Source organism: Sporosarcina sp. Y1011 (assembly GCF_057669885.1).
Window position 1 is genome coordinate 18,964 of the sequence record NZ_JBYHFP010000014.1, and the last position, 20,904, is coordinate 39,867.

The following is a 20,904-nucleotide window of genomic DNA, read 5'->3' on the forward strand; positions in this document are numbered from 1 at the left end:
GGGTGATGAAAATAAACCGTTCACGGTTTTTTGATACTAAACTCCATTCTGCAATTTGTAAATTCACTCTTGCATCTCTTGTGCTCCCAGTAACTATACCGATTTTAATTAAACAACTCCCCCCTATTATGGATTACAATGCATGGTTATTAAACATCGCTTTGAAAGTTGATTATTTGCTTACAATTGAATCTTATAACATAATGAAAATTATCAACACCAATAGTTCGTTGGAAATGTCGTTTATACAACACATTGAAGAATTTGTTTAAAAAGTAGGAGGGAGATCAATATGACTCAACCAAAAACGGATCCTCGAATTCAACGTACCCGTAAATTAATCATGGATTCCTTTATGGAACTATCAAGTAAAAATGAATTTAAGGATATTACCGTTAAGGATATTACTGCTGAAGCTATGATTAATCGTGCCACATTCTATTATCATTTTGAAGATATATATGATTTATTGGAAAAGGTATTATCGGAAGTATTATTAGTTAATTTGGATTTTGACTACTATCAAAAAAACGAACTAAATGAAGAGACGCTGGTTAACATTTTCAAAGCAATTACAAATTTTCAAAAGTCATTATCCAGTCGTTGTCATAGAGGATACGAAGATACAATTGCCCGTATCATTAGAGAGCAGCTTGAAATCATTTTTTATAAAATGCTGTTAAATCAAAATAAAACTGAAGAGGATAAAGCTCTAAAAATTACTGCTGTCATATTAAGCTGGGGAATTTATGGAGCTTCTGTAGAGTGGAAAAGATATAGTAAGGAGATACCGCCAGAGGAATTTATCAAATCAGCCATTCCTTATATAATTTCTGGGATTGACTTTGGAGTTACGAAGAAACAGATGTAAATGTTGGTTGTTTCTGTTTATTAGTATCGGGAGTGTTTTTGTCTCGTGGAATAACAGGACTCAATATGCATAGGAGTTCTACTCTGATTATCTATATAATAAAGAGCGTATCCGTGATGGGAGTACGCTCCATTGTTGAAGTCGGCAATGACTCAATTATTTATCAAACGTTCCCTTGTTGCTACCAATAACTAGGATTTTTTTATTGCGTTTATATCATGCAAATTACCATTTACCGTAACCTCACCCGCAACGTCACCAATACTATCACTTTTCTTCTCTACAACATCATCAGCTTTTGTAATATTGGTGCCAGAGCCCTCTTCTATAAAAAAACCTAGATTAGCATTAGCCAATCTAGGTAACAATTTTCTTTTTTAATGCTCTAATCATCATTGTGTTAGTTGTTTTCTCACTTTTGTGTTTCTAAATCTGCTAATCTAACAGGAATAGGTAAACGACTCTCTTTATTGATACAGTTCATAACCATTTCGGTGCTTGTATCTAAATCAATCCAGTTTCCACAAGAAACAAAGATGGGTTTAACACTTTTTGTCGTCCTTAAGTGTCCTAAGCTGTATAACCTATAACCCTTGCTCTTCCTCTTCTACCTCAAGTTGTTCATTAAAATAATCAGCATAGGTCTCCCATTCATCTGGTTTTGAGGTAAAAGATTTTTTTTCTAATTCAGAAATTTCCACTGCATCAAACCAAATAACTGAAGGAGTATTTTTTGTATCCATGACTATTAGACTTTCTGATGGCTCAGCTAGAACGACAAATCTGGTTGGCAAATTTTCAGACTCTCTCAATCTAATCGTTTCATCGATGATATTTAAACTGTTACCTACCCTGGAAAAAGAATAATTACTAATACTACCCAAATATCCCCCACTAAAAAATGTTGATATTTCGCAAAAAGTTTCTGGCATTTCTATTTCTAACATTTTTTCTATTTCTATTAACTCTTCATTGTTAATTCCATCATCAGAATAAAGAGCTTCGTATCTTTTTTTCATTTCTAAATTTTTTTTATTCATAATACAATCCCTCTCTACAATTTATTTATTTATTTATTTTCTATTCTCAATATCCAATATTCTCTTGTATCTGCATTGAATTTTTTTCGCTCTATAGGAAAACTAGGATTAGGTTTAATTTTACCAAACTGGCTGTTAAGAACTTCATATGTTTGTTGAGTTCCTTTCGGCCGAGTAGCCGTCTATTTCGATTTCGAATCAAATACTTTGCCGTACCCAATTGGTAATGAGTGTTAGATAAGATATCTAGTTTTTTTTGAGTTTTGCCTATTGAACTGTTGACGACATCTTGGTAAATTGGCGAATAGATGGACTCCATCTTCTCTGTACTTACCACTTTACTTACTTGATTTAAATCGTTACCTTTTATGGCTAATTTTTCACCCGTACTTGCCCAGCCAGCAACGGGAATCATCGCTCCAAAAGAAAGGGCTGCATTTAATGCATCCCCCCTCGCCGCATAGATAACACCATTTACGCCATCTGCTGCTTCGCCAAAAACAGGTACAAGCCCTGCAATATCTAATCCAACCTGAAAATAATCTAGTAATTTGTTTTCTTTCGGTTTGTCGACTTTAACGATTTCTTCTACTTTATATTCAACTTTGGAAACAACTTCATAGAAAACTGTTTGTCCTACAACATACTCTTTAATGAGTAAACCATTTACATACTCATGATATTTTATATTTCCCTCTACATTTTCTTCAATAGTAGTTACTTTCTTTCCTTCAAGGGTTTAAAAAGTCGCTGCATTAATCATCGTACCGATCAGCTGTTCATGTTCCTTTACCCATAAGTCAGTGGGATATATGTACAAAAAGCCCCACACAGGAGATAAATCCTGATGTGAAGCTATTATACACTTAACTCCTGGACCTACATTTAAATTACCAGAGTAGCGAATTGTTTGAGTACCTGGTAACCGACACTTATATAAGCCTTGTAATTCATACATCTAGTCAGAATTTTAGATATTTGAATTTTATCTCTTCCCATTTTTATTATTTACATAATTTCGCACAAACTGTCTGTTTATCTCACTTTGAGGTAACAACCCTAAATGTTGATATTCAAAAACCATTTGTCGCTGCGTTGGAGATATAACCGAATTTATTACGTCTTCATAATCATAATTAATTTTTATCTTTCCAGGATACTTCAATATTAGTGTTAAATTCGTCCAAGGCTCTTGATCATTATCAATAAATATTTGTCTTAAATCATGAAATTTAGTTTGTAATTCTAATAACAAGCTATCATAGGTTTTTTCACTTACATTATATTTTGCAGGAATATCATGAGAATATATAAAATCTTCATTCTCGTAAGTATTGAAATAAAAGAACACTTCTCCAGAACCATCCAAAATTTCAGCATATAAGTAAATCTCATACCAATTACCATCAGGTATCATACCAAGGATATCCTCTGCTATCACGGGGTACATCTGATTCATCTGTTGTTCCATAAGTTTACTAACCCCCATTCTGATTTTGGACTGTTACCTTTTTTACCCTACCACCATCGATTGAATACTCGACTATAAAGTTATCCGGTCTAGCGGAACTACCAGTGTATTGAGGTTTTATTTTTACTTTCGCGCTACCTCCTTCTCTACCTAGAGCTGATGCCCACTCTTGTTCCATCTGATGCCATTTCCCAGCTGCTTCATTTATTTGGGAATTCATAGGCACCAAATTATCAATATCTCCGGTACCATTAAATTGACTACCAATTAAATGACCACCATCATCTCTCTCTGGATAATTACCTCGGATTCGGTCTGTTTCCCCCACATTACTTTGAGAGGATACACTTATGAAACAAATGAATTTGGTCGTATTGATGGTGTCGATGCTGAATTACGACTTGGCAAAGGAACGGGAAATCGTTAGTTGTTTTGTACTTTACATTCGTTTCTAATACCTTTCTATTACCAACTTTACCAATGTGCGCTCCATAAGGAACCTCAATTCTACTACCTTTAGCCGCACCTATACTAGAGATCTCTGTTTTTGCTGGTGGCATGTTGAATGTAAGTGCATTTGGCGTACGCAATTGGGAATGAGCGTTATATAGGTTATCTAGTTGATTTTGAGTTTTGGCTAATGGACTGTTGACGCATACCAGCCTGAGTTACTTTTTCTTCCATCACATAGTCATCTGAAAATGGATGATGTCCCATCCATTCTTCCAGATAAGAATAATTAATGTTGACTGAGTGAAACAGCATTTCCTTCTGATTGGTAAACTCATCGAAAGCACTATTTCAGCTTCGTCTATACCAGGGAAGTTAGATTCGGAACGAAGAGAACCATTTCACTGGTTTGGGTAAAAAGGAATATGGATTAGGTTTCCGTGTCGTTTCCCAGTCATCTCTGCAACATCAATACTACTTACTAATAATTGTCCTTCTTGTTCAATAATCCGAGAGTATAATTCATCATTTACATTAACCACGAATACTGCATCCCATTCTAACCCAAAAAGAACGCATACAGTTGGTAGCTGTACGCGCTCAATAGTTAGTATTAGAAAAATGTCGACATTCATCTAATTTTATTGCATAGGTTTGATTCTGTACGCTTCCTTATCGTTCTCACACGATTGGGAAGTTTTTTAATTTGTCTATGTCGTACAGATTGATTAGAAAGCCGAATTCCTCTCATGTATAGCTTAGTAGTGTCGCATGTTGTAATTCATCTAATTGGATGGCCACTGCATCTACTTTCTTCTTGCTGTACGCTCCAATTTAGATATCGAAGTCGATTAACTCTGACTTACCTGGTTCCAGTAGCTTTGTAATTTGCATAACTAGCTTGTTCATATGTGTGCCGCCTTTCCTTGCATATAAGTAGCGTCTGCCTGCCGTCTGTTCTGCTATTTGACTGAATGTTAGGAAGCTAAATTACTCGGCTTTATGGTTGTCATAGATTCATTTCTACAATAAATAGCAGTAGATATAAAATCTACTGGCTACTAACAAATATATATCTACTTAAATATTACCTTTTCTCCTGACTCAGTATATACAAAATACTTTGTATTATTTTCATTAAGTAAGGTGATATCTGTCCCTATTGTCATATCAAATATATTCATTATTGCTGGTTCTATCTCAATAATAGTTCCCCAATCACAAATTGACATATTTGATGCATCAGCAAGATATTCGTCTGTATCTATATCCGACAAAAATCTCCACCCATTATCAAGAGCATTTACTGGTTTTTCTTTCATACACCATTTCAATTTTCCTTTATTTTGTAAAATATTATTAGATACAACGCTACCACCTAATCCACTACTCTTTTTCAACTAATCACCTCCATGACTTTTTTCATATCATCAGTTCCACGTTCTTCAATTATATAAACTACGTTTCACTTCTGCCAATAACTCTATTAGCTCAGTTTTCTCTGGATTTTTCTCCACTATTTTTTTACATTTCTGTCCAAATAATTATAAAATGTTTTAAAATCCAAAAAAGCTATTTGTTCAATTTCAACCGCTGGGTAACCTAGTTCTATCAAAACATGTTTTTCATCTAAAGGTCTAGGTAATTGTGCCATATTATATTCATCTAAATCAGACTGGAAAAAGGCAAATACTATCTCTTGTCCATAACCTTCTCTTTCGGCAAAGCTTTTTAATGCTTTTTCTAGATATTTTCCATTTATGAAATTAAAATAAGTTAGCATTAATTTATCAATATCTGCTTTACTTTCCTTTACTTGATATTCTCCACTCATTTTCGTCCTCCAATCACATCATATTTTTAGTTAATCAATAATAGGAATAAGTTTGTTATTTCACCAGCCTCATTCAGATACCCTCTATATTTTAAACCGTTTGAAGCAGTTCCTTCAACAAGTCCTCCCATTTACTTTTCCGTTCTGCATTGCTTCCTGTCCCCATTGATAAATTTTGTCATCACTAATCTTAGATGGGTCGTAAACTGTTTTAGGTTCCTTGATATTTTTATATGATACTGGTTCGGGAACATTAGCAGCCATATCTTTTCTAGGTATTTTATACTCTACTTCATAAATTCCTTCAATTGATTGATGTGGTTTTTTAGACACAATTAAATCATCTGGATTGATGAAACCTTGACTTTTCAATGCTTTTTTAAATTCATCAATATTGTGACCACCAACAATACCTTTTTTAGTATTAACATTTTTAGAAGGTTTTTTGCATTTTCAACAAAATTCAATTTATTAGCCCCAACATCCACATTCTTTACTTCAACCTTAACATCGACTTCTCCACTTTTTATACTCGTAGGAATATCTGTTTTTGCTGGTGGCATATTGAATGTAAGGGCATTTGGCGTACCAGATTGGTAATTAGTGGCAGATAAAAGATCTAGTTTATTTTGAGTTTTGCCTAGTGAACTGTTGACGACATCTTGGTAAATTGGCGAATAGATGGACGCCATCTTCTCTGTACTTACCACATTTCTTACTTGATTTAAATCGTTTCTTTTGTTGAATTACCGTCGCGATGATTAAATTATTTATCTAACGTATCCTTTTTGCTACCAACAACTTGGATTCTTTTTATTGAATTTATTTCATGCAAGATAATCCTCCAGCCATAACATTCCTATACCTTCTTAATATTATATTGTTATCTTGGAGTGTTGGTAACTTCATCTACTTCTGTAACGACTTATGTTTAAAAGTTAATAACTACAATATAAAAAAGGGATGAAAGATATAAAAAAACTGGAAGAAAATACATCTTCCAGCTTAGTTTATGAGTTAATCATTGTTCACGCGACTCGTCTTATCTAAAACTGAGTTTCTTGTTATTCAATAGGACCCATGAATTCAGTGGCAATTAATATATGCTCTATTAGTTTCACTGTTTTTAGATTTTCAGCTTTTTCTGTTCCACCTAAACCTAATAAAGGGGCGTATCCAAAACACTCGTCATAGTTAGGGGCACTATATTTACTAGTCGCTTCAGGATAAGGCTGCCACATTAATTCATCGTTCATAAAGTCATCATCTTTCAAATCATCAAAAAAGAATTCAAATCCGGATGAAACAACATTAACATATCCTTTCCTAAAGTTTAATAAATTTACATACTTATCTTTTTCCCATACTATAATATCACCCATTGCGGTTGTAAAAATAGGAATCGCTTGCTCATACCTTAGGTAACTTCTCTCTAAAATATCTAAATAATCGTCTGGATTAATAACTTTTAAATAGTCATTTACGAAACTACCAAAACCATATTTTCCCCATGTTTCTATTAACTCTTCAGGAAGTTTATCCTTATACTTCAAAATAACATCTTCATCAACAGTTTCATGTTTAATAAAATCACTAAATATAGTTTCCACTTAAAAAGCCCCTTTATTGTGTTCTTCGCTTAATCATAAAATGTTGCTTTTATTTTCTATTAAATAACTCTTTCTCCTCCTCATAAATTCATCTTTTTAATATATATCCTTTTCAGAATCTTTATACTCTGTAATAAGAATGCCAACTTTAGATGTTTGATGGTTTCGTCCTTTAAAGTCCCTTCCATCAATACCATAGGCTGACCATCCTTCTTTCCCAATGTAAAAAGTCAGTATGTTCTTGTATGCGAACTTTTTAGCTACTAGATCTTCACTGATGAATATTAACTTATTTTGAGTTAGAAACTTACAGATTCTCTCTTGTGAATTATCCATTTTTACTCATCCTCTCATTTTTAAATGAAATGTTCTTTTATTGTTTGGTGGGAAAAGAGTAGCGGATTATAGTTTTGTCTGCCTGTTTATCACACAATTCGAATTAATTCTGAATCGTGTCTGAATTGCACAGTGCACGGGCAGCACTCACTATATTAGCCAATTCAACCGCACCTGTATAATTAATATTTGCTGCTAAATAGTGCCATTCATTACATTCATCATTTGAAATTATATTAACCTTTGTATTATTATCCAATATAAGTTAGCTATATCAAAATTTCTACTGATTAATGATTTCCCAAGTAAACTAATGCCATTTTATCAATAGAATTTACAACCTCTTCAATACGTTTTCCCTCAATTCTTAGCTTTCCCTAAAATAATTCAATATTTCCAAATTTTATAACACTCCAGCAATCAGCTTTATTAATATCCATTTATACTATCATCCCCTCATTCTTACTTATGACTTCGGTTAGTACTAGGTAATTCTGGTCGATAGTTTGCAAGATTTCATTGCCTTATGACCAGTATATTTCTTACCTTATCACCACGAACTTTTTCATTATCATGTGTAAATGTAAATCGAGTAGTAAATATGATCGTTTTATTTAATTGTCAATGCAACCTTTCTTATACGTCTGCTTATCAAATGGTCTTGATTTTTAAAAAAACCTTGAAAGGCATTTAGCCAATCAAGGTATCACTTTGTCCGTCAGTTAAAAAAAGGTTTATTAACTTACTTATTCATGTAAAGACTTGAAATGACTAGCAAGTGATACAATTTCTTCATCAAGGTTCGGAAACGCAATAATACTATCAAATACATTTATAAAATATTCTTTTCTATCCCCTTGAGAACCATTGATAACTCTATTCAACATCCAAACAGTATGTTGTGTAGGTTGCCTTTTAAGTGATTCAATAAGCTTTTCTTCATATCCATTTTTATAAAACTTTTCAACAAAATGAACAAGTGGCCCTGGTCTACCAAAATTTATATCTGGATATTTTTCCATCAACTTAAAAATGGGTTGAATAGCTTCAAAAGCATCTTCACTTTCTTCTATTTCTTCAACAATATCGTAAGTAACATCTATAAAATCTTCAGTATTAATTGATTTTTCCAACTTAGTCATTAATTGATTTAATTCATTATGCATATTATCATTCCTTATTTTAAAGTATTTTTCATATGATTTAACGCTTTATTATTAATATCGTTTACAATTTCTTTGGAAATACCAGCATCTCGCAAAATTTTGGAATTACTCATAATATTATCAAATCGTAATTGATTGACAGCGTCAATACCTCTTTGTGCTTTGTTTATAATCTTGTGTTGTTCACGCATTAATGCTATTACTGGATTGTTCCTTGATGCTTCAGTAGATAGTCTATTAGTGGCAAGATCATTTGCCTTCATATTTGCGTGTTGCCAAACTTCATGGCCTTCTAAATTTTCTCCAACAACTGACCTATCAACAAAATTCTTATAGGTAGTTACTTCGTTTTGCTTAATAGCTGCTTTACTCGTACCTTTAGCCCCAACATCCACATTCTTTATTTCAACCTTAACATCGACATCTCCACCTTTGATCCTCGTAGGAATATCTGTTTTTGCGAATGGCATATTGAATGCAAGGGCATTTGGCGTACCCAATTGGTAATGAGTGTTAGATAAGATATCTAGTTTATTTCGAGTTTTTCCTAGTGAACTGTTGACGACATCTTGGTAAATTGGCGACTAGATGGACGCCATCTTCTCTGTACTTACCACATTTCTTACTTGATATAAATCATTTCCTTTTACGGCGAATTTTCCACCCGTACTTGCCCAGCCAGCAACGGGAATCATCGCTCCAAAGGAAAGGGCCGCATTTAATGTATCCCCTCTCGCCGCATAGATAACACCATTTACGCCATCTGCTGCTTCACCAACAACAGGTACAAGCCCTACAATATCTAATCCAACCTGAAAAAAATCTAGTAATTTGTTTTCTTTCGGTTTGTCGACTTTAAGGATCTCTTCTACTTTATATTCAACTTTGGAAACAACTTCATAGAAAACTGTTTTGCCTACAACATACTCTTTAATGAGTAAACCATTTTCATACTCATGATATTTTATATTTTCCTCTAAGTTTTCTTCGATAGTCGTAACTTTCTTTCCTTCCAGGGTTTGAAAATCGCCGCAGTAATCATCGTACCGATTAGCTGTTTTTGTTCCTTTACCCATAAGTCACTAGGATTTAAGTACACTTTTGGGAACAGTTCCGTTCTAATTTCACTTCTAAACGTCAGAACATTCCATTGGCTCGGGACGAAGTTTATGTCCCTGACCCCTGCTTGGAACAGTCCCTCCATATCCGTAAGCCACGTGTTCATCGTCTGCAAATCTTCTTCAATGGGATGTAGTGCGGAAGTCTGCGTTGCATCAAATTCATAAAGTTGTGAGATGGTATCATCACTTTTTCTCTTAGAACGAAGGACTCCCTCCTGCACTCCGCTATCATCCAAGTGGGGCAGTCCGACAATATCACTCACCTGATCCATGATACTGTTTGCCTCATCCGTCAAACTAACCTTTCTCATACGTCTAACTTCTATATTAGGCTTGTTTTAAATAAAAAACCTTGAAAGGCATTAAGCCAATCAAGGTTAAGTAACTATTAAGCATTTACTGAAACAAATGCAGTTTCATCACTTGGAAAGTCATCTGGGAATGCATTGCTTACTAATTCTTTCGTTATAATTTGATATAAAAACTCTACCATTGTAAGTGAATAAATATGATTCTCAGGTGACCTCGACTCATACACTACAATTTTCCACTCGTCAGGCTCTCCATCGGTTAACCAGTATAATTCGTCACCATTATCTGTGTATCCCCAAGGAAGTAAGCCCCCATTTGAAGGATAAACATCATGTTTATAATACTGCGGAAAAATTTTCTTAGATTGAATATAAGCATCCGTCATTTCCTTCTGCCTACCAAGATAATTTACATTATCATCATTTACAAATGGAGTTAATATCCACAAAAAATTGTCAATACCACCTGTACCATAAGTTTCAATAAATTTCACATAATCTGAAGGCAATTCCGTACCAAGTGTATCAAAAAAAATCCGCCATTGTTCTTTATCTCCAGTTTTTTGTGGAAATTCTGGGGGAGGAAGAATGTTAATTAGTTTATCCAAATATATACACTCCTATTTTTTATTTAATATTGTTACATCTAAAGAAAAGCCATTTGTTCCCCTTGCTTTTAATGTAACACCTTTTGACATTAAAGTATTGCCTTCATAATTTACATTAATCCTATAAAAAAACTTGAATGAGCTGTAAGCCATTCAAGGTCAATCTTAGCATCAATTACATTTGGTGAGTTATAGTACAATATCTTGATAACCTACTTCTTCTATAATTTAATGATCGTCAAACTTCTTTACCAGTTAAATTATCAACAAATCTAATTTTTCCATTTTCAGAAACTAATTGTAAGTCACTACCCATTGGTAGTTCGTATATTCCCAGAATGGCCGGTTCAATATTTGCTACAGTATTAAAATCACATACTACTAAATTACCAGGATTATTAATGTAATCATCATCATCAATTTCCGAAAAAAATCTCCAACCATTATCCACTGCATTTATAGATTTCTCTCTCAATATCCATTTCAATTTTCCTGTTTCATTTATTATATTTTTTGAAACAATACTGGCCCCAGCTTTTTTAATAAATTCAACAGATTCTTTTTGATTCATTTTTCCATCCTTTCAATTAAACTTGATCTATATGGGAATTTTCTAGCGTATTCAATAGCTGAAAATCCTGTACTATCTTTAGACGTTAAATCTAAGTTTGGTTGTGAAAACCACAAATTATATAACTTTTCTAATTCTTCATCTGATTTATTCAATCGAATTATATAAATTAATGCAACTTGACTCTTTCCATCTTTCTCATTAATATTAACACCTTTTTCGATAAGTCTTTTACATAATCTATAAGTTTCTTCAATGTCATTTTTTCGTTGCCCTAGTAAAACATGCAACGCGGTCTCATCTTCACTATTTTTACATAATACATCAATATTTTTATCTAATATGAAATTACTGATTTCATAGCGTGAAGGTAAGTCAGTATTTGACAACGAAAAGAAAATCAAACTTTTCCCATCAAATACATTTTTTTCATCACCATCTTTGTATACTTTCATAAATTCACTTGTATTTTTTAATTTTGCAATTAAATCAATTTTTATTGTCAGCACCCCTCTTAATTATTCTATTTTATGACTCCTATTAGTACTAGGTAATTTTGGACGATAGTTATCAGGATTATTAAACCAATCACGTAACTCTTTTGGTGTTAACTCTCCATTTAAATATCTCTTATGCATATCAGAATATTTGTGTTCTGGAAGATGCCCCATGTCCCAAACATCTTTTCTAGGTTGACCAGGTTCCCACTCAATTATTTTTTCTGGATAGAGTGGATCTCTCACCAATCCATCTGGACCTTTTGCATTCTCAAAAGTTACTTCTGGTACTCTCTTTCTAAATGATGGTCTATTTTTAGGATCTAAATAAGGTCTATTATCTATAACTTCAGTGATGACTCCTTCACCTTTAATAGTAACAGATCCATCTTTCGTTATGATTTTTGGGTACCTACTTTATCCGTACCCTTAGCTCCATCTATGACATTATCTGCAGCTTTGCTCGCATTCTGGGCATCCCCTATTGCCTTACTTCCTTTCACGGCAAATTTCCCACCGGTACTAGCCATACCCACAACGGGAAACATCGCAGAAAAAGAAAGGGCCGCATTTAATGTATCCCCTCTCGCCGCATAGATAACACCATTTATGCCATCTGCTGCTTCACCAAAAACAGGTACAAGCCCTGCAATATCTAATCCAACCTGAAAATAATCTAGTAATTTGTTTTCTTTCGGTTTGTCGACTTTAACGGTCTCTTCTTCCTTATATTCAACTTTGGAAACAACTTCATAGAAAACTGTTTGGCCTACAACATACTCTTTAATGAGTAAACCATTTTCATACTCATGATATTTTATATTTCCCTCTACATTTTCTTCATATAATACACTTATATTTTGAATAAGAATGTTTAGGTAATGGCTTTCAATTTACGGTTGAAAGTGATTCAATATGTGTACATTACGATACAGCCATTTCCATCTTTGGTGATTGCTTGGGGTCACATTTTATTCCCAACTAGACTCACAGAGGTTCTGAAAGAGTTATTCCCTAAAAGATATTCACGCCATAGTAAAAGAATTACGGGTGGGTTTCTGTTTATTAGTCTCGGGAGTGTTTTTGTCTCGTGGAATAACAGGACTCAAAATGCATAGGAGTTCTACTCTGTTTATATATAGAAAAAAGAACGTATCCGTGATGAGAGTACGCTCATAATTGAATTACCGTCGCAATGATTCAATTATTTATCTAACGCATCCTTGTTACTACCAACAACTAGGATGCTTTTTATTGCGCTTATATTGAGCATATTTATTTCTATCAGCTTTTTTCAATACTTCCAAGTTCATCAGTAGTATATTTGTAGTTATTATTGCTTACATACTTAGCATTTGAGAGTAGTTGTTTCTTACCAAGAATTTAGTTCCTATACTGACACTTGTTGGACAGTTAGATGATATAGATAAAAAAACACCCTGAGAATACTGGATTCCCAAGGGTATTGATAAGTTTTAATTTGATATAATCTATTGTTTTGGCAATATTTTGGTGTCATTTCTAGTTGAGGATGTGCTAATGCTTATTTATGCCCTATGCAAAATGGGTTAGATCTTAACTGTTTGCCACGCCTTCTTTTCAGAGTGTGTTTGTCCACCTTTTTCAGAATTTCAAAGTCATCTTAACGAGCCTCTGATTCTATAAATTTATTAAGCTATATTTAATACTTATGCTTCGTACAAGTTATTGAGGAAAAATGTGAAGTTTTCTGAAATTAAGTTAACGTACTCATCTTTTAACTCATTATCTTCTTCAAAGTAATCCATATCACAAAAATACACTTTATCCTGCTCACTAATTGTTAAACAAATCAAGCTATCAGCAGGATCTACACCAATTGGAATTAAATTAGAAGGGACTATCTTGTTTGTACAATATTTCTCATAAAAACTCTCTAGATTTGAATCTGTTTCTTTCGATATAGGTAGAAACAACATTACTGAGGACGTAATGGTTCCATCTGCTGTCTTAAATCTTCTTTTCACTGGTTTACCACCGTTATTGAGAAGCAAAAACTTCTTATAATTTTCTGGGAGATTTACACCATATTCATTCTCGAATGCCTCAATATCTTGCCTTACTAATCGTTTAAATGAAAATTCAAAATTTAATTCCAATTATATCACTTCCTACTCCATTAAATATTTTCTAACGCATATAATCTCTCTAATAAGTCAGTAAATGAATCACACACTGAAGTTATTGTTGTTTCTTCACAGTCATAAAAAATAATTTTTGGTGATTTTTCATTGTAGCGATAGTCAAAACATAATAAATTACCAAAAGGATCTTTAGCAAAAGGAATTAATTTCTGAGATGAGAACTCATAAAACATTTTAATGTTTAAGTCTTTATTAGTAAAACTAATTAGATTATTGAAGACAGCTTCAATCCTTCCATCATCGCAATCAAAAATATTAGGTTCTGGGAAACCACCATTATTTTCTATTATGCACTGTTTATAGTCATCAGGTAGATTAAACCCAAATGAATTTTCAACTTCACCAATTTTCATTTCATCTAGCGGTTCTTCTGTAAAAATCCATTTAATTAATCCCATGAAATCATCTCCAAAATCTGCTTTTTAATTTCCCCTTTTCTACCAGCTTCACCTCCACCCCATATTGCTCTTCCACCAGTATGACTAGCCGATTGGTGTTCAAAATAGTCAACTATTTGTATTTTTCCTGGCTGTTGGTTGTGATGCCATGTTAAAGTTTGAGGTACTTTACCTGCTTCCAAAAATTCTATTTCTTGCTTTGTGAATTTTGTTGCCAATTCTGGATTTTCTTTTATTTCTTTGTATAACGATTTAGATAAATATTCAAATTGTACTGCGTCAGTTTCTAGATAAAGTTTCTCTGGTAAAGAAATTTCATGTTTTGCACTAAATATTGGAAAACCCTTTTTATCATATGCTACATTATACTCTTTTTCATTCTTTTTAGATATGAACGTATAAGTCGTTGTTCCATCCTCATTACGAACTTTGCTTGTGAAATTTCTAGGTTTATTAGGCTTTCTAGTATACGGAGGTTGATTCCTTACTGCTTCAACCATTGCATTCTCAAATTTTTCTTTATTAATTGTCTGAGTCTTCTTAGTATTACCCGTACCCTTAGCCCCAACATCTGCATTCTTTATTTCAACCTTAACATCGACATCTCCACTTTTTATACTCGTAGGAATATCTGTTTTTGCGAATGGCATATTGAATGTAAGGGCATTTGGCGTACCCATTTGGTAATGAGTGTTAGTTAAGATATCTAGTTTATTTTGAGTTTTGCCTAGTGAACTGTTGACGACATCTTGGTAAATTGGCGAATAGATGGACTCCATCTTCTCTGTACTTACCACTTTACTTACTTGATTTAAATCGTTACCTTTTAAGGCTAATTTTCCACCCGTACTTGCCCAGCCAGCAACGGGAATCATCGCTCCAAAAGAAAGAGTCGCATTTAATGCATCCCCTCTCGCCGCATAGATAACACCATTTACGCCATCTGCTGCTTCACCAAAAACAGGTACAAGCCCTGCAATATCTAATCCAACCTGAAAATAATCTAGTAATTTGTTTTCTTTCGGTTTGTCGACTTTAACGATTTCTTCTTCCTTATATTCAACTTTAGAAACAATTTCATAGAAAACTATTTGGCTTCAACATACTCTTTAATGAGTAAACCATTATTCAATGGTGTTTACGATATGTTGTAAATTTTGATATCGTTTATCTTCGGCAGGTAAAACCGCTTTATTTTCTGTAGGCATGGATATTTTCCCACTACGCCTACCAACTGTATTCATATCCATATCGTTATGTGGATTCAATAATTACCATTCACGATATTTCAATTGTCTTTTGTTATCTTTGTGATTGATCCAGTAGTGCTCAATCTTTTGAACATCTAATCGGAATAGTTTATTCATCGCTTCACACCTTTTTATCTATTCACAGTCTTCCTTTTAACCAATCCAACTTTATCCTAATAAGACTACTCCTGATCGATCGCTATATGATCTTCTACAAAGAATCAAGAAGACAATGGAATCTACAAAAAGATGACTCCGGTGGAATACCGAAGTCATCTAATAGTTGCTTAAGTAGCAGGTTACTTTTATTATACTGTCCGAAATTTATGGCACAGTTCATCAGCTCCTGCACTAAAAATAGTAGACACTAAATATTTTATACTTTTAGCAAAAAATACTCTATTTATTTATAAACATTTTCTGAGTTAACATATCCTTCATTAACTTTTTATCTCGTTCTGAGAAATCTCTAAAAAACAAGAAATTATTCTATAGCTTTCTTAGCTATAGGAAGCAACTCCTTTAGCTCTTCTTCAGTAAATAATTTTTGATTATCAGGAACTTGGATAAGTAATTCTGGAAAACTTCGGACAAAAGCTTTATTTCTTTCTAATTCCTCATTTTTACTAGGTGGCCACTGCCCTGTTTCTGCATAAACCTTTACTTCATAGGCATCTTCAGCAGATTTAAATGCTTTTTCCATGACTTCTTTTGAAATAGGATAAAAGACGGGTTCGTCGTAAGGTCCTTGAGCCCATGAAATCTGGAAATTCCCTTCATTTTTAATAATAGCGAAACCATCACCTCGATGAATTTTCTCCATAATTCTACCTCCTTATTTATATTTGTTAGTATACACTAGAAAAAAAGTGAAAATGGTTTAGGTTTCCGTATCATTTCCCAGTCATCTCTGCAACATCAATACTACTTACTAATAATTGTCCTCCTTGTTCAATCAAAAAAACCGCATACAGTTAGTGACTGTACACGCTCTGAATAAATTATTGTCGACAACAATCTATATTTATTTTTCTGATACTTCCTTATCGTTGGTAGCAATTTGGGAGTTTTTTAATTGGCCTATATTATTTATTTTGATCCGAAAACCGAATTCCTCACGCTCAAATGTTAAAAGTCCAGCCTGTTCAAGTTCGTTCAATTGAATGGATGCAGCATCTACTTTTTTACGGGTATACGCTCCGATTAGTAGGTCAAAGTCGATTAACTCGGGTTTACCTTGTTCCAATAGATTACATAGGTTACTGATTAATTTGTCCATATTACCGCCTCCAATTATTGTCGTTTGGTTGTGCTGTTCATCCAGCGGGTTATGATGCTGTTCGTTCGCCAATGTCGTTGACATTTTCCTGTCTGTTTTTCATTTATCTATTAATGTACTTATTGGGGGTACATTAATAGAGGATTTACACAATATTAATGATAAATTATAAATTATACAGGTAGATAAAAATTTAATATAATAAAAATCTATGTTATATATACCCCCAATAAGTACACTATTAGATTTACACTTAATACGGTAATTCTTCCAATTTAAAATCCAACCTATTTACAGGTTTTCTCTGCGACTTCAACATCTCAAAGTATTCCTCCTTCTTCATGATTTTAATTTTATTATATGCTACGGGATCTTTACTGAAGGAATCATAATCATTTGTAATATAAGTGGTTGCTTTTCTATCTTTTGCCTTCATATTAATTGCAAAAAACTCCTGATTATGTTTGAAGTCCACCCATAAATGGTCTCGAATGATGACGAGTAAAGGTGGGACTTTCCCATCATTTGACCATTGTTGACTAATATGGCACTTGCTATACTTAAAGACAAAAAGGCGGAGTAATGGCGGTATTTTTACGTCTTTATGGGTTCCTGTTTGATTTGTCTCGGGAGCTTAATGACTCGCAACATAACAAGAACAAGTGTTCATTTGTGCTTTAAGTCATACATAAAGAAGAACGTGTCCAGTTGGTAGCTGGCACGCTCAAATATTAGCAGACGGGCATCTTGTAACTGTTGTAGTTGTTGTAGTTGGATCGCTACTGCATCTACTTTCTTTCTGTTGTACGCTCTAGGGATTAAGTCGTCAAAGTCGATTAGTTCCGCCTTACCTGGTTTCAATAGCATTGTAAGCTTGTTATGTGCCGCCTTTCCTTTCATATAAGTAGCGTCTGTCTGTCATTCCAATTAACGCTTGAGCTATATATGCCCTTTGTGTTCTTTCGTATTCTCCAATGATTCCATAATTTCATTAATATAAATTTTTTGAAATCTGTATATTTTGGTTTTTCAATATAGCCTGTGAAAAACTGGTCTAGCTTTCCCCCCAAAAAGAACGTACGCTTAATGTTGAATTAACGTCGGCAATGATTTAATTATTTATCTAACGCATTCTGTTTCTACCAACAACTAGGAAGTTTTTTATTGCGTTTATATCATGCAAGATAATCCTCATCGAGATGCCTAAATGGTTCAACCTTTATGAGCTATGAATTTCAGTAAAGCATTATCCAATCTCGTCCAAAGCTTTATATTCTTGCACAAAAAAAGCACTTGCTGCCTAATTACAATCAAGTGCTTAATGGTTAGCTATATGAAGTTATTCACTTACAAATTTCACCTTAAAACAACAATCTTGTTTAATTTCCTAAGTTTATGGTTTGTTCTACTTCTTAGGTTTAAAATGTCATCACGCCTAGTTATCGTTCTTAATTCAATATCTAAGTATTTATAGCTTATTTAAACTAAATTACTAATTAGTTCTACTTATATGGAACAGTACCAATAAATTTAATTTCTATATTTTCCGTTTCGTCTCCACTTTTCGCTTCATCGTATTGAAAATCATAGAGCACAATAACAGAATTAATCCAGTCTGCTAAATTATCACCATTTAATAACTCTTTTATATTCGGAATAATTACTTCGCTATAAGAAAAATCATTTAAAATGTCGTCTATATTTTTTTGGGGGTCTTCATAGAAACAAATTTCAATGTTATCTTCATCATAATAACCAAATTCAAAGTTTGTACCAAACTTTGAGTCTATTGAATCCCCATCTTCCGTATACTCTATATCAACATACTCTTCAATATTTTCAAACGATTTAGAAACGCCAAACCACACTGAAACCATACCACTATATTCCATAATTTCACTCCTCATTTTTTTAGATTACCTGGTAAACCCTCTATTCCACCCTTGTATCTATAATGAGACCACATCTGTAACCGTCTTGCAAATGTATCATAGTCAAGGGATGTGTCTATTATCTCTAATATTTCATTATGCGCTCTCTTAGAACCAGGAGCACGATGATGTCTACCTGGTGGATTAATAAACTCAACATCTTTTGTTGGCGTTCTCAATTCTTGGATTTGTTCAGCACTTATACCCCACCTTTTGAAAGTAGGTGCTCTTGCAATCATTAACCATTCATGTAATTTTCCAGGCGATCTCAATCTTGAAGAAATTACTTTTCTAACTTCCGGATTAGCCCACGCTATTTCTAATTCATCTATGGTTATATTATCATACCATTTTATAAACTCACCATCTCTGACACTTGGGATATCTTCAGGGTTAAAAATATTTGTACGAGAAGTGATTTCAACAAAATTATCTTGGATAACTTCTGATTTTCTTTGATTCGGAGTTTGTCTTTTTACTGTAGTTTCACCCGTACCCTTAGCCCCAACATCCGCATTCTTTATTTCAGTCTTAACATCGACATCTCCACTTTTGATACTCGTAGGGATATCCGTTTTTACTGGTGGCATTTTGAATGTAAGGGCATTTGGCGTACCCATTTGGTAATGAGTGTTAGATAAGATATCTAGTTTATTTTGAGTTTTGCCTAGTGAACTGTTGACGACATCTTGGTAAATTGGCGAATAGATGGACTCCATCTTCTCTGTACTTACCACTTTACTTACTTGATTTAAATCGTTACCTTTTAAGGCTAATTTTCCACCCGTACTTGCCCAGCCAGCAACGGGAATCATCGCTCCAAAAGAAAGAGTCGCATTTAATGCATCCCCTCTCGCCGCATAGATAACACCATTTACGCCGTCTGCTGCTTCACCAATAACAGGTACAAGCCCTACAATATCTAATCCAACCTGAAAAAAATCTAGTAATTTGTTTTCTTTCGGTTTGTCGACTTTAACGATCTCTTCTGCTTTATATTCAACTTTGGAAACAACTTCATAGAAAACTGTTTTGCCTGCAACATACTCTTTAATGAGTAAACCATTTTCATACTCATGATATTTTATATTTTCCTCTAAGTTTTCTTCGATAGTCGTAACTTTCTTTCCTTCCAGGGTTTGAAAAGTCGCTGCAGTAATCATCATACCGATTAGCTGTTGATGTTCCTTTACCCATACGTCACTAGGATTTAAGTACACTTTTGGGAACAGTTCCGTTCTAATTTCACTTCTAAACGTCAGAACATTCCATTGGCTCGGGACGAAGCTGATATCCTTTACCCCTGCTTGGAACAGTCCCTCCATATCCGTAAGCCACGTGTTCATCGTCTGCAAATCTTGTTCAATGGGATGTAGTGCGGAAGTCTGCGTTGCATCAAATTCATAAAGTTGTGAGATGGTATCATCACTTTTTCTCTTAGAACGAATGACTCCCTCCTGCACTCCGCTATCATCCAAGTGGGGCAGTCCGACAATATCACTCACCTGATCCATGATACTGTTTGCCTCATCCGTCAAACTAGCGGTGAGATGTCCAATAAGCGTAAGTCCCTGTTCTAGCTCTCCCTCTAGGAATTGTTCTAATATGTACCCAGATGAATCAGGTTCGAGTGAATGAAGTGCTGCCTCCATCTGGTGAAGCACTTGTTTGAACTGTTCGGAAAACAACTGGAAAAAATGAAGAAATGGTAAATGACATTCCTGGTAAAAGGAACGGATGGCATTACCTCCCGCTCCTTTAAATTGTTCCTCCATCTGAACTAGACCCTTCACTATATGGTGGATCGCTTCCATTTCACTGCTTAGCCTGTCCAACATAGTAAAGTTGCGCTGCAGCCCACCCTGAAATAAATCTACATCCAATATTTTCATAGGCATTGCCTCAGTTTGAATATAGCCACATCACAATATTTTTTAGTATACAATAATACCCCACAGGTGAACATTCTTCTCCCCC

At 34.0% G+C, this 20,904-nt stretch carries 30 protein-coding genes and 2 pseudogenes; 1 reads left to right on the top strand and 31 read right to left on the bottom strand.

Translation table 11 applies throughout. The features are described 5' to 3' along the window. The first annotated feature begins 292 nt into the window (after window positions 1-292). Complete coding sequence (locus AC25Y5_RS13965; RefSeq protein ID WP_488140825.1) at window positions 293-871, top strand: TetR/AcrR family transcriptional regulator; 579 nt, start codon at window positions 293-295, stop codon at window positions 869-871. A gap of 191 nt (window positions 872-1,062) precedes the next feature. On the opposite strand, the gene AC25Y5_RS13970 is transcribed toward AC25Y5_RS13965, so the two are convergent. The 31 genes and pseudogenes from AC25Y5_RS13970 to AC25Y5_RS14120 all read right to left on the bottom strand — a co-directional run bounded on the left by AC25Y5_RS13970 (window position 1,063) and on the right by AC25Y5_RS14120 (window position 20,819). Beyond that, the gene (locus tag AC25Y5_RS13970; protein ID WP_488140826.1) at window positions 1,063-1,227 is read right to left on the bottom strand and encodes a hypothetical protein; all 165 of its coding nucleotides are present in this window, start codon (window positions 1,225-1,227) and stop codon (window positions 1,063-1,065) included. Window positions 1,228-1,283: 56 nt separating this feature from the next. Continuing rightward, window positions 1,284-1,436: pseudogene (locus AC25Y5_RS13975) on the bottom strand (endonuclease V); the annotation flags it as partial. 19 nt (window positions 1,437-1,455) lie between these two features. Next, entirely contained in the window at window positions 1,456-1,911 is a 456-nt protein-coding gene (locus AC25Y5_RS13980; RefSeq protein ID WP_488140827.1) for an SMI1/KNR4 family protein, read from the bottom strand. Between the two features lie 91 nt (window positions 1,912-2,002). Then, window positions 2,003-2,326: a hypothetical protein gene (locus AC25Y5_RS13985; RefSeq protein ID WP_488140828.1), complete on the bottom strand. Its 324-nt coding sequence runs from the start codon at window positions 2,324-2,326 to the stop codon at window positions 2,003-2,005. A 570-nt stretch (window positions 2,327-2,896) separates the two neighbouring features. Next, window positions 2,897-3,382, bottom strand: a complete 486-nt coding sequence (locus AC25Y5_RS13990; RefSeq protein WP_488140829.1) for an antitoxin YezG family protein — start codon at window positions 3,380-3,382, stop codon at window positions 2,897-2,899. Between the two features lie 7 nt (window positions 3,383-3,389). Further along, on the bottom strand, window positions 3,390-3,710 hold the full coding sequence (locus AC25Y5_RS13995; RefSeq protein WP_488140830.1) for a DNA/RNA non-specific endonuclease: 321 nt from the start codon (window positions 3,708-3,710) through the stop codon (window positions 3,390-3,392). Between the two features lie 284 nt (window positions 3,711-3,994). Next, window positions 3,995-4,147, bottom strand: a complete 153-nt coding sequence (locus AC25Y5_RS14000) for a hypothetical protein (protein ID WP_488140831.1) — start codon at window positions 4,145-4,147, stop codon at window positions 3,995-3,997. 761 nt (window positions 4,148-4,908) lie between these two features. Continuing rightward, on the bottom strand, window positions 4,909-5,232 hold the full coding sequence (locus AC25Y5_RS14005) for an immunity protein Imm33 domain-containing protein (protein WP_482106234.1): 324 nt from the start codon (window positions 5,230-5,232) through the stop codon (window positions 4,909-4,911). A gap of 116 nt (window positions 5,233-5,348) precedes the next feature. After that, window positions 5,349-5,666: a ribonuclease toxin immunity protein CdiI gene (gene cdiI / locus AC25Y5_RS14010; RefSeq protein WP_482106233.1), complete on the bottom strand. Its 318-nt coding sequence runs from the start codon at window positions 5,664-5,666 to the stop codon at window positions 5,349-5,351. A 114-nt stretch (window positions 5,667-5,780) separates the two neighbouring features. Then, window positions 5,781-6,038: a CdiA family toxin C-terminal domain-containing protein gene (locus AC25Y5_RS14015; RefSeq protein ID WP_488140832.1), complete on the bottom strand. Its 258-nt coding sequence runs from the start codon at window positions 6,036-6,038 to the stop codon at window positions 5,781-5,783. Beyond that, entirely contained in the window at window positions 6,035-6,376 is a 342-nt protein-coding gene (locus tag AC25Y5_RS14020; protein WP_488140833.1) for a hypothetical protein, read from the bottom strand. Before AC25Y5_RS14020 ends, AC25Y5_RS14015 begins: the two co-directional genes overlap by 4 nt. A 354-nt stretch (window positions 6,377-6,730) precedes the next feature. Next, entirely contained in the window at window positions 6,731-7,276 is a 546-nt protein-coding gene (locus tag AC25Y5_RS14025; protein ID WP_488140834.1) for a T6SS immunity protein Tdi1 domain-containing protein, read from the bottom strand. A 96-nt stretch (window positions 7,277-7,372) separates the two neighbouring features. Next, complete coding sequence (locus tag AC25Y5_RS14030) at window positions 7,373-7,612, bottom strand: hypothetical protein (RefSeq protein ID WP_488140835.1); 240 nt, start codon at window positions 7,610-7,612, stop codon at window positions 7,373-7,375. Window positions 7,613-7,769: 157 nt separating this feature from the next. Beyond that, window positions 7,770-8,052 (bottom strand): annotated as a pseudogene (locus AC25Y5_RS14035) (ankyrin repeat domain-containing protein); the annotation flags it as partial. A gap of 306 nt (window positions 8,053-8,358) precedes the next feature. After that, window positions 8,359-8,778, bottom strand: a complete 420-nt coding sequence (locus AC25Y5_RS14040; protein ID WP_488140836.1) for a hypothetical protein — start codon at window positions 8,776-8,778, stop codon at window positions 8,359-8,361. Window positions 8,779-8,789: 11 nt separating this feature from the next. Then, window positions 8,790-9,278, bottom strand: a complete 489-nt coding sequence (locus AC25Y5_RS14045; RefSeq protein WP_488140837.1) for a hypothetical protein — start codon at window positions 9,276-9,278, stop codon at window positions 8,790-8,792. Window positions 9,279-9,362: 84 nt separating this feature from the next. Then, window positions 9,363-9,854 (bottom strand): hypothetical protein, encoded by a 492-nt coding sequence (locus tag AC25Y5_RS14050; RefSeq protein WP_488140838.1) that lies wholly within the window; start codon window positions 9,852-9,854, stop codon window positions 9,363-9,365. Then, window positions 9,755-10,210, bottom strand: coding sequence for a T7SS effector LXG polymorphic toxin (locus AC25Y5_RS14055; RefSeq protein ID WP_488140839.1), 456 nt, complete (start codon window positions 10,208-10,210; stop codon window positions 9,755-9,757). The genes AC25Y5_RS14050 and AC25Y5_RS14055 overlap by 100 nt, the downstream gene beginning before the upstream one ends. Window positions 10,211-10,287: 77 nt before the next feature. Beyond that, a complete protein-coding gene (locus AC25Y5_RS14060; RefSeq protein ID WP_488140840.1) occupies window positions 10,288-10,818 on the bottom strand; it encodes an SMI1/KNR4 family protein in 531 nt (176 codons plus the stop codon). Window positions 10,819-11,056: 238 nt separating this feature from the next. Then, window positions 11,057-11,389: a DUF2185 domain-containing protein gene (locus tag AC25Y5_RS14065; RefSeq protein WP_488140841.1), complete on the bottom strand. Its 333-nt coding sequence runs from the start codon at window positions 11,387-11,389 to the stop codon at window positions 11,057-11,059. Next, the gene (locus tag AC25Y5_RS14070) at window positions 11,386-11,898 is read right to left on the bottom strand and encodes an ankyrin repeat domain-containing protein (protein WP_488140842.1); all 513 of its coding nucleotides are present in this window, start codon (window positions 11,896-11,898) and stop codon (window positions 11,386-11,388) included. Before AC25Y5_RS14070 ends, AC25Y5_RS14065 begins: the two co-directional genes overlap by 4 nt. A gap of 9 nt (window positions 11,899-11,907) precedes the next feature. Beyond that, on the bottom strand, window positions 11,908-12,132 hold the full coding sequence (locus AC25Y5_RS14075) for an HNH/ENDO VII family nuclease (protein WP_488140880.1): 225 nt from the start codon (window positions 12,130-12,132) through the stop codon (window positions 11,908-11,910). A gap of 1,442 nt (window positions 12,133-13,574) precedes the next feature. After that, window positions 13,575-14,024: an SMI1/KNR4 family protein gene (locus AC25Y5_RS14080; RefSeq protein WP_488140843.1), complete on the bottom strand. Its 450-nt coding sequence runs from the start codon at window positions 14,022-14,024 to the stop codon at window positions 13,575-13,577. A gap of 20 nt (window positions 14,025-14,044) precedes the next feature. Continuing rightward, entirely contained in the window at window positions 14,045-14,467 is a 423-nt protein-coding gene (locus tag AC25Y5_RS14085) for an SMI1/KNR4 family protein (RefSeq protein ID WP_488140844.1), read from the bottom strand. Then, window positions 14,458-15,342: an HNH endonuclease gene (locus AC25Y5_RS14090; protein ID WP_488140845.1), complete on the bottom strand. Its 885-nt coding sequence runs from the start codon at window positions 15,340-15,342 to the stop codon at window positions 14,458-14,460. Before AC25Y5_RS14090 ends, AC25Y5_RS14085 begins: the two co-directional genes overlap by 10 nt. 859 nt (window positions 15,343-16,201) lie before the next feature. Beyond that, complete coding sequence (locus AC25Y5_RS14095; RefSeq protein ID WP_488140846.1) at window positions 16,202-16,540, bottom strand: hypothetical protein; 339 nt, start codon at window positions 16,538-16,540, stop codon at window positions 16,202-16,204. Window positions 16,541-16,741: 201 nt separating this feature from the next. After that, the gene (locus tag AC25Y5_RS14100) at window positions 16,742-17,080 is read right to left on the bottom strand and encodes a hypothetical protein (protein ID WP_488140847.1); all 339 of its coding nucleotides are present in this window, start codon (window positions 17,078-17,080) and stop codon (window positions 16,742-16,744) included. 169 nt (window positions 17,081-17,249) lie between these two features. Beyond that, window positions 17,250-17,432: a hypothetical protein gene (locus AC25Y5_RS14105; RefSeq protein ID WP_488140848.1), complete on the bottom strand. Its 183-nt coding sequence runs from the start codon at window positions 17,430-17,432 to the stop codon at window positions 17,250-17,252. A 230-nt stretch (window positions 17,433-17,662) separates the two neighbouring features. Next, window positions 17,663-17,896, bottom strand: coding sequence for a hypothetical protein (locus tag AC25Y5_RS14110; RefSeq protein WP_488140849.1), 234 nt, complete (start codon window positions 17,894-17,896; stop codon window positions 17,663-17,665). A gap of 602 nt (window positions 17,897-18,498) precedes the next feature. Further along, window positions 18,499-18,888 carry an immunity 22 family protein gene (locus tag AC25Y5_RS14115; RefSeq protein ID WP_488140850.1) on the bottom strand — a complete coding sequence of 130 codons (390 nt, stop codon included), beginning with the start codon at window positions 18,886-18,888 and terminating at the stop codon, window positions 18,499-18,501. Between the two features lie 11 nt (window positions 18,889-18,899). Continuing rightward, a complete protein-coding gene (locus AC25Y5_RS14120) occupies window positions 18,900-20,819 on the bottom strand; it encodes a T7SS effector LXG polymorphic toxin (protein WP_488140851.1) in 1,920 nt (639 codons plus the stop codon). Window positions 20,820-20,904: the final 85 nt, after the last annotated feature.